Source organism: Nocardia sp. NPDC056564, assembly GCF_042793755.1.
Lineage (GTDB): Bacteria > Actinomycetota > Actinomycetes > Mycobacteriales > Mycobacteriaceae > Nocardia.
Window position 1 is genome coordinate 394,287 of the sequence record NZ_JBHTUR010000002.1, and the last position, 12,373, is coordinate 406,659.

The 12,373-nt window shown below is 68.6% G+C and carries 15 protein-coding genes; 13 read left to right on the forward strand and 2 right to left on the reverse strand.

What is annotated here, in order from left to right:
• The first annotated feature begins 14 nt into the window (after positions 1–14).
• Positions 15–1,169, forward strand: a complete 1,155-nt coding sequence (locus ACFQ9K_RS05810) for a serine hydrolase domain-containing protein (protein ID WP_378723258.1) — start codon at positions 15–17, stop codon at positions 1,167–1,169.
• On the opposite strand, the gene ACFQ9K_RS05815 is transcribed toward ACFQ9K_RS05810, so the two are convergent.
• Positions 1,160–1,600: a hypothetical protein gene (locus ACFQ9K_RS05815; RefSeq protein WP_378723259.1), complete on the reverse strand. Its 441-nt coding sequence runs from the start codon at positions 1,598–1,600 to the stop codon at positions 1,160–1,162. The two genes, ACFQ9K_RS05810 and ACFQ9K_RS05815, sit on opposite strands and share 10 nt — an antisense overlap.
• A gap of 75 nt (positions 1,601–1,675) precedes the next feature.
• Between ACFQ9K_RS05815 and ACFQ9K_RS05820 the strand changes: the two genes are divergently transcribed.
• The 12 genes from ACFQ9K_RS05820 (at position 1,676) to ACFQ9K_RS05875 (ending at position 10,577) form a co-directional block, all read left to right on the forward strand.
• Positions 1,676–2,242: a helix-turn-helix domain-containing protein gene (locus ACFQ9K_RS05820; RefSeq protein ID WP_378723261.1), complete on the forward strand. Its 567-nt coding sequence runs from the start codon at positions 1,676–1,678 to the stop codon at positions 2,240–2,242.
• 163 nt (positions 2,243–2,405) lie between these two features.
• Positions 2,406–2,747 (forward strand): 50S ribosomal protein L19, encoded by a 342-nt coding sequence (rplS, locus tag ACFQ9K_RS05825; RefSeq protein WP_029893064.1) that lies wholly within the window; start codon positions 2,406–2,408, stop codon positions 2,745–2,747.
• A 77-nt stretch (positions 2,748–2,824) separates the two neighbouring features.
• Positions 2,825–3,598, forward strand: coding sequence for a signal peptidase I (lepB, locus tag ACFQ9K_RS05830; protein ID WP_378715094.1), 774 nt, complete (start codon positions 2,825–2,827; stop codon positions 3,596–3,598).
• An 80-nt stretch (positions 3,599–3,678) separates the two neighbouring features.
• The gene (gene lepB / locus ACFQ9K_RS05835) at positions 3,679–4,440 is read left to right on the forward strand and encodes a signal peptidase I (protein WP_378715270.1); all 762 of its coding nucleotides are present in this window, start codon (positions 3,679–3,681) and stop codon (positions 4,438–4,440) included.
• A 28-nt stretch (positions 4,441–4,468) separates the two neighbouring features.
• On the forward strand, positions 4,469–5,275 hold the full coding sequence (locus ACFQ9K_RS05840) for a ribonuclease HII (RefSeq protein WP_378715096.1): 807 nt from the start codon (positions 4,469–4,471) through the stop codon (positions 5,273–5,275).
• 46 nt (positions 5,276–5,321) lie between these two features.
• Positions 5,322–5,627 carry a DUF2469 domain-containing protein gene (locus ACFQ9K_RS05845; RefSeq protein WP_011210678.1) on the forward strand — a complete coding sequence of 102 codons (306 nt, stop codon included), beginning with the start codon at positions 5,322–5,324 and terminating at the stop codon, positions 5,625–5,627.
• Between the two features lie 134 nt (positions 5,628–5,761).
• Positions 5,762–6,118, forward strand: coding sequence for a YraN family protein (locus tag ACFQ9K_RS05850; protein ID WP_378715098.1), 357 nt, complete (start codon positions 5,762–5,764; stop codon positions 6,116–6,118).
• On the forward strand, positions 6,118–7,626 hold the full coding sequence (locus ACFQ9K_RS05855; protein ID WP_378715099.1) for a YifB family Mg chelatase-like AAA ATPase: 1,509 nt from the start codon (positions 6,118–6,120) through the stop codon (positions 7,624–7,626). The genes ACFQ9K_RS05850 and ACFQ9K_RS05855 overlap by 1 nt, the downstream gene beginning before the upstream one ends.
• A 119-nt stretch (positions 7,627–7,745) precedes the next feature.
• Complete coding sequence (gene dprA, locus ACFQ9K_RS05860; protein ID WP_378715272.1) at positions 7,746–8,870, forward strand: DNA-processing protein DprA; 1,125 nt, start codon at positions 7,746–7,748, stop codon at positions 8,868–8,870.
• Positions 8,871–8,934: 64 nt separating this feature from the next.
• Positions 8,935–9,174: a ribbon-helix-helix protein, CopG family gene (locus ACFQ9K_RS05865; protein WP_378715101.1), complete on the forward strand. Its 240-nt coding sequence runs from the start codon at positions 8,935–8,937 to the stop codon at positions 9,172–9,174.
• Positions 9,171–9,605, forward strand: a complete 435-nt coding sequence (locus ACFQ9K_RS05870; RefSeq protein WP_378715102.1) for a PIN domain-containing protein — start codon at positions 9,171–9,173, stop codon at positions 9,603–9,605. The genes ACFQ9K_RS05865 and ACFQ9K_RS05870 overlap by 4 nt, the downstream gene beginning before the upstream one ends.
• Positions 9,606–9,653: 48 nt before the next feature.
• Positions 9,654–10,577 (forward strand): tyrosine recombinase XerC, encoded by a 924-nt coding sequence (locus ACFQ9K_RS05875; protein ID WP_378715103.1) that lies wholly within the window; start codon positions 9,654–9,656, stop codon positions 10,575–10,577.
• A gap of 320 nt (positions 10,578–10,897) precedes the next feature.
• Here ACFQ9K_RS05875 and ACFQ9K_RS05880 read toward each other — a convergent pair whose 3' ends face one another.
• The gene (locus ACFQ9K_RS05880; RefSeq protein ID WP_378715105.1) at positions 10,898–12,358 is read right to left on the reverse strand and encodes an MFS transporter; all 1,461 of its coding nucleotides are present in this window, start codon (positions 12,356–12,358) and stop codon (positions 10,898–10,900) included.
• Between the last annotated feature and the right edge of the window lie 15 nt (positions 12,359–12,373).

Below are 12,373 nucleotides of genomic sequence, written 5' to 3' on the forward strand. Positions count from 1 at the left end.
CAGGGAGGACGATCATGAACGACGTACAGGGCACTGTCGCACCGGGATTCGAATCGGTGCGGGACGAGTTCGCCGCGGTCGTCGCCGCGGAGAACGGCGAATCCGGTGCACAGCTGGCCGCATTCGTGCACGGCAGGCCGGTGGTCGATCTCTGGGCCGGCCCGCAGGTGACCGGCGAGACCTTGACCGGCGTGCTCTCCTCGACCAAGGGGGCCGCGACCCTGGTGGCGGCGCTGCTGGTCCAGGACGGACTGCTCGATCTGGACCGGCCCGTCGCGGCCTACTGGCCGGAGTTCGCCGACGCGGGCAAGGTCACCATCACTGTGCGGCAGGTACTCACCAATAAGTCCGGCGTGATCGGGGTGGACGGCGGTTTCACCCTGGCCGAACTCGCCGACGACCGGCTCATCGCCCACCGCGTCGCCGGTCAGCGTCCGTTCTTCCGGCCGGGGGCCGTGCAGGGCTACGGCGGCTTCGTCACCTTCGCCGTCATCGGCGAGGCGGTGCGCCGCCTTACCGGCGGTTCCATCCAGGAGCTGTTCGAGGAACGCATCAGGGCCCCGTACGAGCTGGACCTCTATCTCGGATTGCCTGCGGCACTGGAGGATCGGTACCTGCCGATCCTGCCGTGGTCGGCGACACCGGAGGCGCAGGCCGCGTTCGAGGCGAATTCACCCGGTCCGCACAGCATTCCGGGCATCGCCTACAACCTCAATGCCCCTGGATTCACCCCCGCCGACGTGCTCTCGCTGCCCAACGACGCCGATCTGCGAGCGAACGGTCCCGCCTCGATGGGCGGCGTGGGCAGCGCACGGGGACTTGCCGCCATGTATGCCGCGGCGACCGGTGAAATCAACGGTCGTGCAGCGCTGTTGAAGCCGGACACGCTCGCCGTGTTCATCACCGTCCAGACTGCCGGTCACGACTTGGTCCGGGGTGACAGCGCCCCGTATCTGGTCGGCTTCGAAGCCAAAGGGCTCGGCTATCCGTTCCTCGGCGCGGCGGCCTTCGGCCACTCCGGCGCCGCCGGTTCCGACGGCTTCGCCGACCCGCACAGCGGCCTGTCCTACGGCTACACCCGCCGCCGCGCCGCCTTCGCGTTCACCGCGGCGGAGAACGCGCGACTGGCCGCGGCGCTGCACCGCGCCGCCCGAAACGCTCAGGGCTGAACGGTAATTCGCCGCATGCGCGCTGGCGCCGCCGCCTCGTCCGGTGCCAGCGCGACGTGCATGCACGCGGCGATCAACGCGGTCTCGGCCACCGCGCAGAGCACCGCCTGCGCCATCGGCGCCCCGGGGTCGGAGGTCACCAGGTCGAACCAGAGGTCGATCACTGCCGCTCCGGCGACCGCCGACGCGACCAGTCGTGCTCGAGAGTCGTTGCGGCGCAACAACCTTATGGTCAGTCCGCAGCCGGCGGCGAGAAACAGATCCAGGCCGACCCACGCCGCGGACCAGTTCCGCACGTGCGCGGTGCTGGGCAACGTATTCCAGAGGACGGCCGCCCATGGCACGAGCGCCAGCGCGCTGGCCGTGAGGAACCAGCGCGCCTGGTCGCGGGCCGATCGGGTTCGGGAGGGAAGCAGGGCGGTCATTCGCATGACGGCCACGCTACGTCCGCAAAGAAGTCTTTGCAAACATTTCTTTGCAAAGGATGTTTTGCTATCCTTCGGCCCATGGCACCGCGCAGCAGCGACGACATGACCAGCGCCGAGCGCACCGCGCTCTATCGCACGCTCGCCCATCCCCTGCGCGGACGAATCCTCGATTACCTGGGCAAACACGGCGAGGCGAACTCGGCGACGCTGGCCGAGGTGCTCGACGAGAGCACCGGCAGCACCAGCTATCACCTGCGCAAGCTGGCCGAACTCGGCCTGATCACCGAGATCGCGGAGAAGTCCACGGGCCGCGAGCGCTGGTGGAAGTCGCTGCCGTTCGAACACACCACGCCCGATCCGGCGACCATGGCCCCGGCCGAATACGCGGCGGCCGAGCATCTCGGCAGGTTGAAGGCGGGCCGTGATATCGACCTCTACCTGCGGGCGGTGCGCGAATGGGCAGGCCCGGACGGGTGGGCGCAGGTGCAGCGCACCGGAACCTATATGACGAAAGACCAGGTGATAGCGTTCGTCGCGGAATACAAGGCGTTGCTCGCCCGCCACGGCGCCGCCCGCGAGGACGCCCCCGAGGACGCGCGACCGATGAGCGTCCGCCTGTTCGCGGTGCCCGAGGCGCCGGCCTGATCCGGGGGCCGATTTTTCCGGCGACCCGCTGATCTGGCACAATACTCAGGTTGCCCTGGGCGAGTTGTGCACCAGGTGCATCCCCTTGAATCGGAGCATGAACCGGTCGAGCACGTGACGTGCCGCCAGGGTCCTCTGTTCGCGCGAACCCATAAGGATGGAAATGAACACCCTTGACTTCGTCGACGAGAAGTCGCTGCGCAGCGACGTCCCCGACTTCCGGCCGGGCGACACCCTCAATGTGCACGTAAAGGTCATCGAAGGCTCGAAGGAGCGCATCCAGGTCTTCAAGGGCGTCGTCATCCGACGCCAGGGCGGTGGCATCCGCGAGACCTTCACGGTCCGCAAGGTGTCGTTCGGTGTCGGCGTGGAGCGCACCTTCCCGGTGCACACCCCGAACATCGACCACATCGAGGTCGTCACCCGTGGTGACGTCCGCCGCGCCAAGCTGTACTACCTGCGCGATCTGCGCGGCAAGGCCGCCAAGATCAAGGAAAAGCGCTGATCTAGCTTTTCGCACCACAGAGCGTCCGGTAGCCCGGCAGCGGAACTCAGTTCCGCTGCCGGGCTACTGTTTTCGGTGTGACAGACGACAGCGCGTCCTCGACGGAGCCAGCCGATCACGGGAGAGGGCGTCGCGGCAGACGGCGGCGGGCGAAGAAGCAGCGGCCGTTCTGGCAGGAGCTGCCGATCCTGATCGTGATCGCGGCGGTGATCGCCGCGCTGATGGTCAACTTCGTGGGGCGTCCCTACGTGATTCCCTCGGAGTCGATGGAGACCACGCTGCACGGCTGCGCGGGCTGCACGGGTGACCGCATCTATGTCCAGAAACTCAGCTACTACTGGGGCGATCCCAAGCCGGGTGACGTCGTCGTGTTCGTCGGCCCGCCGTCCTGGAACGACACCTTCCAGTCGACGCGATCGAGCAACACCGTTGTTCGTGGTGTGCAGGACTTCTTCTCGTTCTTCGGGATCGTGCCGCCGGACGAGAACGACTTGGTCAAGCGAGTGGTCGCGGTCGGCGGTCAGACTGTGCAGTGCTGCGACGCGCAGGGCCGGGTGCTGGTCGACGGCAAGCCACTGGACGAGCCGTATGCCCGCTACACCCTCCCGTACAAGCCGGGCCAGCCCTTCGGCGCCGGTGGTGGCCGCGAGTTCGCGCCGGTCAAGGTGCCCGACGGCGCCCTGTGGGTGATGGGCGACAACCGCAACAACTCACGCGACTCGCGCGCGCACGTCACCGACGAGCTGCACGGCACCGTCCCGGTCGACAATGTTCGGGGCAAAGCCGTGTTCAAGATCTGGCCGCCGAGCCGGATCGGGCCGGTGCGCTCGGAGGATCCGCAATCGAAATAGTGTGACGCCGATCGCCCGGCGTCAGCCGAGTCTCAGGGTGCCGGGCTAATCTGTTCGGCGTGGCAGACGAAAGTGGGTCGGTGTCGGTGTCCGATTCGGACGACGAGCGGGTGCAGCCGCGGCGCGGCAGGCGGCGGCGGGAGAAGAAGCAGCGGCCGTTCTGGCAGGAGCTGCCGATCCTCGTCGTCATCGCGGCGGTGATCGCCGCGCTGATGGTCACCTTCGTCGGACGCCCCTACGTGATTCCGTCGCAATCGATGGAGACCACGCTGCACGGCTGTGCCGGCTGCACGGGTGACCGCATCTATGTCCAGAAACTCAGCTACTACTGGGGCGATCCCAAGCCGGGCGATGTCGTCGTGTTCGTCGGCCCGCCGTCGTGGAACACCCACTACCAGTCCATCCGTTCGGACAACGCCGTCGCACGCGGCGTGCAGAACTTCTTCTCCTTCTTCGGCCTGGTGCCACCGGACGAGAACGATCTGGTGAAGCGGGTGATCGCGGTCGGCGGTCAGACCGTGCAGTGCTGCGACGCGCAGGGCCGGGTGCTGGTCGACGGCAAGCCGCTCGACGAGCCGTACGCGCGCTACCTGCTCCCGTACGTCCCCGGTCAGCCCTACGGTCCCGGCGGCGGACGCGAGTTCAAGCCGGTCAAGGTGCCCGAGGGACACCTGTGGGTGATGGGCGACAACCGCAACGAGTCGGCCGATTCGCGCGCCCACATCACCGACGAGCTGCAGGGCACCGTCCCGGTGGACAACGTCCGCGGCAAGGCCGTGTTCAAGATCTGGCCGCCGAGCCGGATCGGTCCGGTCCGCTCGGAGAATGCCCAAGCGAACTGATCATCAGCGGCCGCAGCATAATTGGACGGTGGGGCAGAGCCGAGTGGGACAGAGCAATGGGTGGCCGCCGCGCGTGGTGATGCGGAAGGCGGGTGGGTTACGCACGCTCGAGGCGGCGTTGATCCGCAGCGGGCTCGGCCCGGTCGCCGGCGTCGACGAGGCGGGCCGCGGGCCGTGCGCGGGACCGTTGGTCGTCGCGGCCTGCCTGCTCGCGCCCAAGGCCTACGACAAGCTGGCCGGGCTCGACGACTCCAAGAAGCTCACCGAGGCGGTCCGGGAAGAGCTGTACCCCGTCATCGTCCGGTTGTCGCTGGCCTGGAACGTCGTGGTCATCCCGGCCTGGGAGATCGACTCGATCGGCATCCACGTCGCCAATATCGAGGGCATGCGGCGCGCGGTCGCCGGGCTCGGCGCGACACCGGGATACGTTTTGACCGACGGGTTCCGGGTGCCCGGCATCCCCGCGCCGTCGCTGCCGGTGATCGGTGGTGACGCGGCCGCCGCCTGCATCGCCGCCGCCAGCATCCTGGCGAAGGTCACCAGGGATCGGATGATGGTCGAGCTCGACGAGCGGTATCCCGGTTATGGTTTCGCCGGTCACAAGGGCTACAACACGCCCGACCACCTCGCCGCCTTGCGGCGGCTCGGGCCCAGCGACGAGCATCGGCGTTCCTGGCGCAATGTGCGCGAGGTCGAGGGCCTGCGACCGGTGTCGGCGGTGGCCGAAGCGGCGGATGCGGTGCTCTCCGGCGAGCAGGCCCCGATGATGTCCGATGAGTTCCAAGACGGGCGTCCGGATAGCCGAGTGGCTACCGGCGCTACCCATGCGCGATGATGTCAGCACACGACGCAGCGCGGCGAGAAGGAGGACGTCCCACCCGATGAGTGCCGAGGACCTCGAGAAGTACGAAACCGAGATGGAGCTCTCGCTGTACCGAGAGTACAAAGACATCGTCGGTCAGTTCTCGTACGTGGTGGAGACCGAGCGCCGCTTCTACCTGGCCAACTCCGTGGAGTTGCGCCCGCAGAACGCCGACGGTGAGGTGTATTTCGAGGTGCGGATGAGCGACGCCTGGGTGTGGGACATGTACCGCCCGGCCCGCTTCGTCAAGCACGTCCGCGTGATCACCTTCAAGGACGTCAACATCGAAGAGCTGGAGAAGCCGGACCTGCGCCTGCCGGAGTAGGAGCACGGCCCACCGACGCCTCGGTGGGTCCCGGGGCGCCGCGGGTTGTCCACAGCGGCCCGGCTATCCCCAAGGCCGGTATTTCCCCAGGTCGGCGGCCGAAGCCGAGGTGAGCCGCCGGGCACATTGGCCGAGTGACGGATAACAGGGCGCTCGGCGCGCGTGGAGAAGAACTGGCGGCGCGGTTCCTCGAGGCAGCGGGGATCGAGATCGTCAGCAGGAACTGGCGATGCAAATACGGTGAACTGGACCTGATCGTCCGCGACCTCGGGGTCACCGCGTTCGTCGAGGTCAAGACCCGCTCGGGGCTCGGGTTCGGGATACCGGCCGAGTCGGTCACCTTCACCAAACAACAGCGGATCCGGCGGCTCGCGCTGCTGTGGCTGGCCGAACAAACGGGTCCGTGGCGGCAGATCCGGTTCGACGTCGTCTCCGTGCTGCTGGCCCGCGGGCACGAACCGGTCATCGATCACCTCAAGGCGGTGTTCTGATGGCCCTCGGCCGGGCCCACTCGGTCGCGGTCACCGGGGTGGACGGGCAGCTGGTCGAGATCGAGGCCGACATCGGGCAGGGGTTGCCCTCGGTGCACCTGGTGGGTTTGCCGGACACGGCGTTGCAGGAGTCGCGGAACCGGGTTCGTTCGGCGGTGGCGAACTCGGGGGAGAAGTGGCCGGACGGGCGGGTGATCCTGGCGCTCTCGCCGGCGACGTTGCCCAAGATCGGCAGCGTTTACGATCTGGCCCTGGCGATTTCGGTACTCGACGCGTCGGGGGCGGTTCCGGCCGAGCGACTCGCGAAGACGGTGTTGCTCGGAGAACTCGCGCTGGACGGGCGGATTCGGCGGGTGCGCGGCATCCTGCCCGCGGTGATCGCCGCCCGCAACGCCGGATGGCCCGCGGTCGTGGTGCCGGAGTCGGCGCTGGCCGAGGCCGGATTGGTGGACGGGATAGCGGTTTTCGGGGCGCCGAGCCTGCGCACGGTGGTGGCTTGGCTACGCGGGGAAGGCTCGTTGCCCGAGCCGGCGGGGCGCATGCCGGAGCCGGTGCGGTCCGGCGGCGATCTGAGTGAGGTGGTCGGGCAGGACGAGGCCCGCTGGGCATTGGAGGTGGCCGCGGCGGGCGGGCATCATCTGCTGCTCACCGGTCCGCCGGGGATCGGGAAAACGATGCTGGCGCAACGTCTTCCAGGACTGCTGCCGCCGCTGACGGAGTCCGAGTCGCTGGAGGTGACCGCCATCCACTCGATGGCGGGCGTGTTGTCCGGCGATCATCCGCTCATCACGATGCCGCCGTTCGTCGCGCCGCATCATTCGACGTCGGTGACCGCCATGGTCGGCGGCGGTTCGGGCACCGCGCGACCGGGCGCGGTCAGCCGGGCGCATCGTGGCGTGTTGTTTCTCGACGAGTGCGCGGAGATCGGCACCAAGGTGCTGGAGGCCATGCGAACTCCGTTGGAGGAGGGGGAGGTTCGCATCGCGCGCCGCGACGGCGTCGCCCGGTATCCGGCGCGCTTCCAGCTCGTCCTCGCGGCCAATCCGTGCCCGTGCGCGCCGGCCAGGGACGTGGACTGCATCTGCGCGCCGCTGGCCCGGCGGCGCTATCTCGGGAAACTGTCCGGGCCGCTGATGGATCGCATCGATATCTGGGTGCAGATGCACGGTCAATCGGGCGCCGCGTTCAGCACCGACCAGGCCGAGAGCAGCGCGGTGGTGCGGGAGCGGGTCGCCGCGGCGCGGCAGGCGGCGGTGCGGCGCTGGCAGGAGTACGGCTGGCTGACCAATGCCGAAGTGCCCGGCCATATTCTGCGTCAGCGATTCCGGTTGCCACACGAGACGGTCGCGCCGGTCGAGACGGCGCTGCGGCTGGGACGGATGTCGGCGCGCGGTGCGGACCGGGCGATCCGCGTCGCCTGGACGGTCGGTGACCTGCGCGGGGCGGAGTTGCCGACCGCGCAGGATGTGCTGGCGGCGTTGAACTTTCGTCAGCGGGGTGTGCAATGAGGACGGGCATCGACGCCGAGTCCGGACCGTCCCCGGCGGATAGCGGAGGCATCGAGCTGCCGGTGTCATCGACGGACAGCTGCTCTGCGGCGTTCGATATCGATGCCTACGAGCGACGGCTGGCGTGGGTGTATCTGTCCCGGGTGGTGACGGGTCCGTGCGCGGCGCTCTCGGCATTGATCGAGTCGGTAGGCGTGCTCGAGGCGGCCCGCGCGGTGCGCGAGTGTGCGTTGCCGCGGTCGCTGCGCGGCCCGACCGAGCAGCGGCGCGGAACAGACTCGGCCGCACGGGATCTGGAGTCGATCGAGCGGATCGGTGGGCGGGTGGTGACGCCGGACGATCCGGAGTGGCCCGCTTGGCGGCTGCTGGGTCTGGCCCAACTGGACGCGGCCCGCGACCGGGACGGTGCCGTGCCGCTGGTGCTGTGGGTGCGCGGTCCGCGCTCGCTGCTGGAAGCGAGCGACCGTGCCCTCGCGGTCGTTGGCGCGCGGTGCAGCACCGGCTACGGAAACCAGGTCACCGCTGAGATCGTGGGCGATCTCGTGGCCGAGGGCTGGACGATCGTCTCCGGCGCGGCCTTCGGGATCGACGGGATGGCTCATCGCGCGGCCCTGGCCGTGGGTGGTTCCACCATCGCGGTGCTGGCCTGCGGAATCGACCGGCCCTATCCGGCACAGCACGACCGGCTGCTGGCCGAGATCGCCGAGACCGGGCTGGTGGTCAGCGAATATCCGCCGGGCACCACCGCGCACAAACACCAGTTCCTGGCGCGGAACCGGCTCGTTGCCGCGTTGGCCGACGGCGTGCTGGTCGTCGAGGCGGGATTGCGCAGCGGGGCGCGCAACACGGTGAAATGGGCACGGCGCCTGGGGCGTCCGGCGCTGGCCATCCCCGGTCCGGTCACCTCGGCCGCCTCCGTCGGCTGTCACCGGATGATCCGCGAGGGCGAAGCCCTGCTCGTCACGCGCGCGGCGGAGGTCATCGACGAGGCGGGGCCGCTGCGTCTGCCACTGTCCAGTGCGATCTGCGGCCCCGAGGATGCGCTGTCCGGCGACCAAGCCCTCGTCTTCGCCGCTCTCCCGCAGATCGGTTCGCGCACGCCCCGCGAGCTGGCCGAGCAGTCCGGCCTGGCACTACCCGCGGTCCGCGCGGCCCTGCCCGCCCTCGAACTCGCCGGGTTCGCCGGCCCGAACGACGGCGGCTGGCATCGGAAAACCACCGCCCGCCGCCGCGAGGACACCTGACCGATGCCACCAACCCCCCAAAAGAAAGCAGACACAAATGTATGGCACAGGTACCATAACCACCATGCTGAAAAAGACGACAGTGATGGTCGACGAAGAGGACCTGGCCCTCATCAAGGCGGCTGCCGCGCGGGAGGGCAGGCCCGAGTCCGAGATTTTCCGCGAGGCATTCCACATCGCCGCACTACGCACGAAACGCTGGAGCGACGACTGGGACATCCCGGCAATCAGTTCCGGGCGGACGCGGACCGCCGAGGAGATGAGTCAGGTGGTGCACGAAGAGATCGTGCGGCGGAACAGTTGATCGTCATCGGCGACACCTCCGCCCTGGTCGCCGCCTTCGACACCGATCATTCGGAACACGAAGGCGCCCGCGCCTCGTTGGCCGCGGCGGCCCTGACGGTGGTCTGCCCGCTGGTGCTGCTCGAGCTCGAACACATCGTGACCCGGGACTTCGACCGGCAGACGGCGGGCGTCCTGCACGACTGGCTGCTTGCCCAGGAACCGCTCGGCCGCGTCGCCCTGCCGGCGCTGCCGAGCGACCATCTGCGCAAGGCACGCAGGGTGCAGGACCGATACGCCGATCTGCGACTCGACTTCACCGACGCGGTAAACGTCGTGCTGGCGGCCGAATACGAGACCGACGTGATCCTGACCCTCGATCGCAAGGATTTTCGCGCGATCCGGCCGCTGACCGGTGCCGAGGCCTTCCGGGTGCTGCCCGACGACCTATGAGCGGCGCGGTGGCTTGCCAACCGAGACGACTGTCGGGACGGTGGTGAGATGGACGAACTGCCCGAGGACCTGGAAGCACTGCTGACCGAGTACAGCAGGCATCTGCGGCTCGGCCGTAACCGGTCGGCGCACACGGTGCGCGCCTACCTCGGCGACGCGCGTTCGCTGCTGGCCCACCTGTACGCCAGGTCGGCGGATTCCGCGGTGCGCGAACTGGATCTGCTGCTGCTGCGCTCCTGGCTCGCCCAACAGTCCCAGGCCGGCGTGGCGCGCACCACGATGGCGCGGCGGGCCTCCTCGGCCCGGACCTTCACCGCATGGCTCACCCAGACCGGACGTCTGACCGTCGACCCGGGACTGCGGCTCGGTTCGCCCAAGGCACACCGGGTGCTACCCGCGGTGCTCGGCCGCCAGCAGGCGCTCGGCGCCATGGACGCCGCGGAATCCGGTGCCGCACAGCATGACCCGATGGCGCTACGCGACCGGTTGATCGTGGAACTGTTGTACTCCACCGGAATCCGAGTCAGCGAGCTGTGCGGCCTCGACATCGACGACGTCGACCGCGAACGTCGAGTGGTCCGCGTCCTCGGCAAGGGAAACAAGGAACGCTCGGCCCCCTTCGGTATCCCCGCCGACGAGGCGATCGGCAACTGGCTCCAGCACGGCCGCGCCGCCTTCGCCACGGCAGACTCCGGCCGCGCCCTCCTGCTCGGGCGCCGCGGCAAACGCCTCGACCAACGTCAAGCCAGAACCGTTGTGCACGAGGTGGTCTCATCCATCCCCGGCGCCCCCGACATGGGCCCGCACGGCCTGCGCCACACCGCCGCCACCCACCTCCTGGAAGGTGGCGCCGACCTCCGCGTCGTCCAAGAGCTCCTCGGCCATTCCAGCATGGCCACCACCCAGCTCTATACCCACGTCTCGATCGAACGGCTCAAGAAGGTCCACGACCAGGCCCATCCGCGCGCCTGAGGCGAGGAGGTTCCGCGCACCAAGTGCTCCGGCCTCGACCGTTCATGCCCGTGTCTCGTCGGCAGGAGGTGTCCAGTCCGCAGCGGGTCTCGACGGCAATCCGTCTGTACCGCAGCGAGTTCGGCAGGCGGCGTCTGGTGGCTGCCGTCAGCATGTCCGAGCTGTCGACAAGCAACCGCGGGCAGCATTCCGGGCTTCATCCCTGACGAATCGTCGGCGCGATCAGGTTGACCGAGCTCGGGGCAATCGGCCTGGCGCAATGAGGGACGAAGGGCAACGCCGCCTCCCCGTATGCGCAGGAGAGACGACGTCGCCGTTCCCTAACCGACCTCGACCACCGGCTCCTGTGGCTCACCAGCCGGTGTGCGCCGCGCGCGAAGCAGCGTCACACCGAGCAACGCGGCCGCGACGCAGAACCCGGCGCTGATCCACGACCCCGTGGACATGGCGGCGGTGAAGGCCACCTTGGCCGGCTCGGCGAACCCGAGTTGGAATGCGGCGCCGATGGATTCGCGCGCCGCCTCGGGTACGTCCGCCGGCATCTTCTCGGTGAACACGCCGGCGAGCACGCTGCCGAGGATGGCGATGCTGATCGCCATGCCGACCTGCTGCAACGTGTCGTTCATCGCCGAACCGACGCCTGCGTGTTCCAGCGGAATGGCACTCATGATCGCGGCATACGCGGCGGGGCCGGCCAAACCGCCGCCGACGCCCATGACCAGCATGCTGACCAGGATCCACAGGTAGCTCTCGCTCACGGCGAGGATTGCGAACGCCCCGCCCATGATCAGCAGACCCGACACGATGAGCGTCTTGTTGGTGAGCTTCTTGCCCAGGGTCGCGCCGAGCCCGTTGCACACCGCGGCCGCGACGGCATAGGGGAGCAGCGCCAACCCGGCCTTCATCGGTCCATAACCGAGCACGAATTGCAGGTACTGGGTGAGCATCAGCATGACCGCGCCCATCCCGAACACCATCAGCAGCAGCGTGAGCGCGGTGCCGGTGAAGTCCCGATTGCGGAACACCGCCAGCGGCAGCATCGGATGCTCGGACCGGCTCTCCCACACCACGAACCCGATCGCGGTCAGCACGGCCAGCCCGATCATGCCGATGTTCCACTCGCGCTCGATGATCACGTAGACCGTCGAGACGAGCGCGATGATGGACAACAGCACGCCGACCAGGTCGACCGGCCGCTGCTCGCCGGTGGTCTCCGGCATCAGCACCAGCGCCGCGACGATGGCGAGCGCCGCGACCGGAATGTTCAGCAGGAACACCGAACCCCACCAATAGTGCTGGAGCAGCACGCCACCCAGCGTCGGACCGGCGACGATGCCCACCATCGAGACGGTGGACCAGGCGGCCATCGCCGTGCGCCGTTCGTCCTCGGCGAAGGTGGTCATCAGGATGGAGATGGTCGACGGCATCAGCAGCGAACCGCCGATACCCATCAGTACCCGCGCGGCGACGACATGCCACGGCTCGGTGGCCAGCACCGCGGCCAGCGACGCCACGCCGAACACGGCCAGGCCGTAGATCAGCATCCGCCGTCTGCCGAATCGGTCGGACAGGCTGCCCGCGGTGAGCAGCAGTCCGGCGAAAACCAGCACGTAGGCGTCCAGGATCCACTGCACGTCCGACGGCGTGGCCCCGAGCTCGCGAATCAGCGACGGGATAGCGAGATTGAGCACAGTGCTGTCGAGCATCAGCACCAGCAAGGACAGGCAAAGGACCCCCAGAGTCCACCAGCGGCGAGGGTCTCGTACAACGTTCGATTCCACTCGAACAGCGTACGA

What these genes read in the sequence shown, in the direction of transcription:
- ACFQ9K_RS05875 (WP_378715103.1), top strand. Translation starts at nt 9,654, where the DNA reads ATGGACGAACTGCCCGAGGACCTGGAAGCACTGCTGACCGAGTACAGC.
- ACFQ9K_RS05820 (WP_378723261.1), top strand. Translation starts at nt 1,676, where the DNA reads ATGGCACCGCGCAGCAGCGACGACATGACCAGCGCCGAGCGCACCGCG.
- ACFQ9K_RS05810 (WP_378723258.1), top strand. Translation starts at nt 15, where the DNA reads ATGAACGACGTACAGGGCACTGTCGCACCGGGATTCGAATCGGTGCGG.
- rplS (WP_029893064.1), top strand. Translation starts at nt 2,406, where the DNA reads ATGAACACCCTTGACTTCGTCGACGAGAAGTCGCTGCGCAGCGACGTC.
- ACFQ9K_RS05855 (WP_378715099.1), top strand. Translation starts at nt 6,118, where the DNA reads ATGGCCCTCGGCCGGGCCCACTCGGTCGCGGTCACCGGGGTGGACGGG.
- ACFQ9K_RS05865 (WP_378715101.1), top strand. Translation starts at nt 8,935, where the DNA reads ATGCTGAAAAAGACGACAGTGATGGTCGACGAAGAGGACCTGGCCCTC.
- ACFQ9K_RS05815 (WP_378723259.1), bottom strand. Translation starts at nt 1,600, where the DNA reads ATGCGAATGACCGCCCTGCTTCCCTCCCGAACCCGATCGGCCCGCGAC.
- ACFQ9K_RS05845 (WP_011210678.1), top strand. Translation starts at nt 5,322, where the DNA reads ATGAGTGCCGAGGACCTCGAGAAGTACGAAACCGAGATGGAGCTCTCG.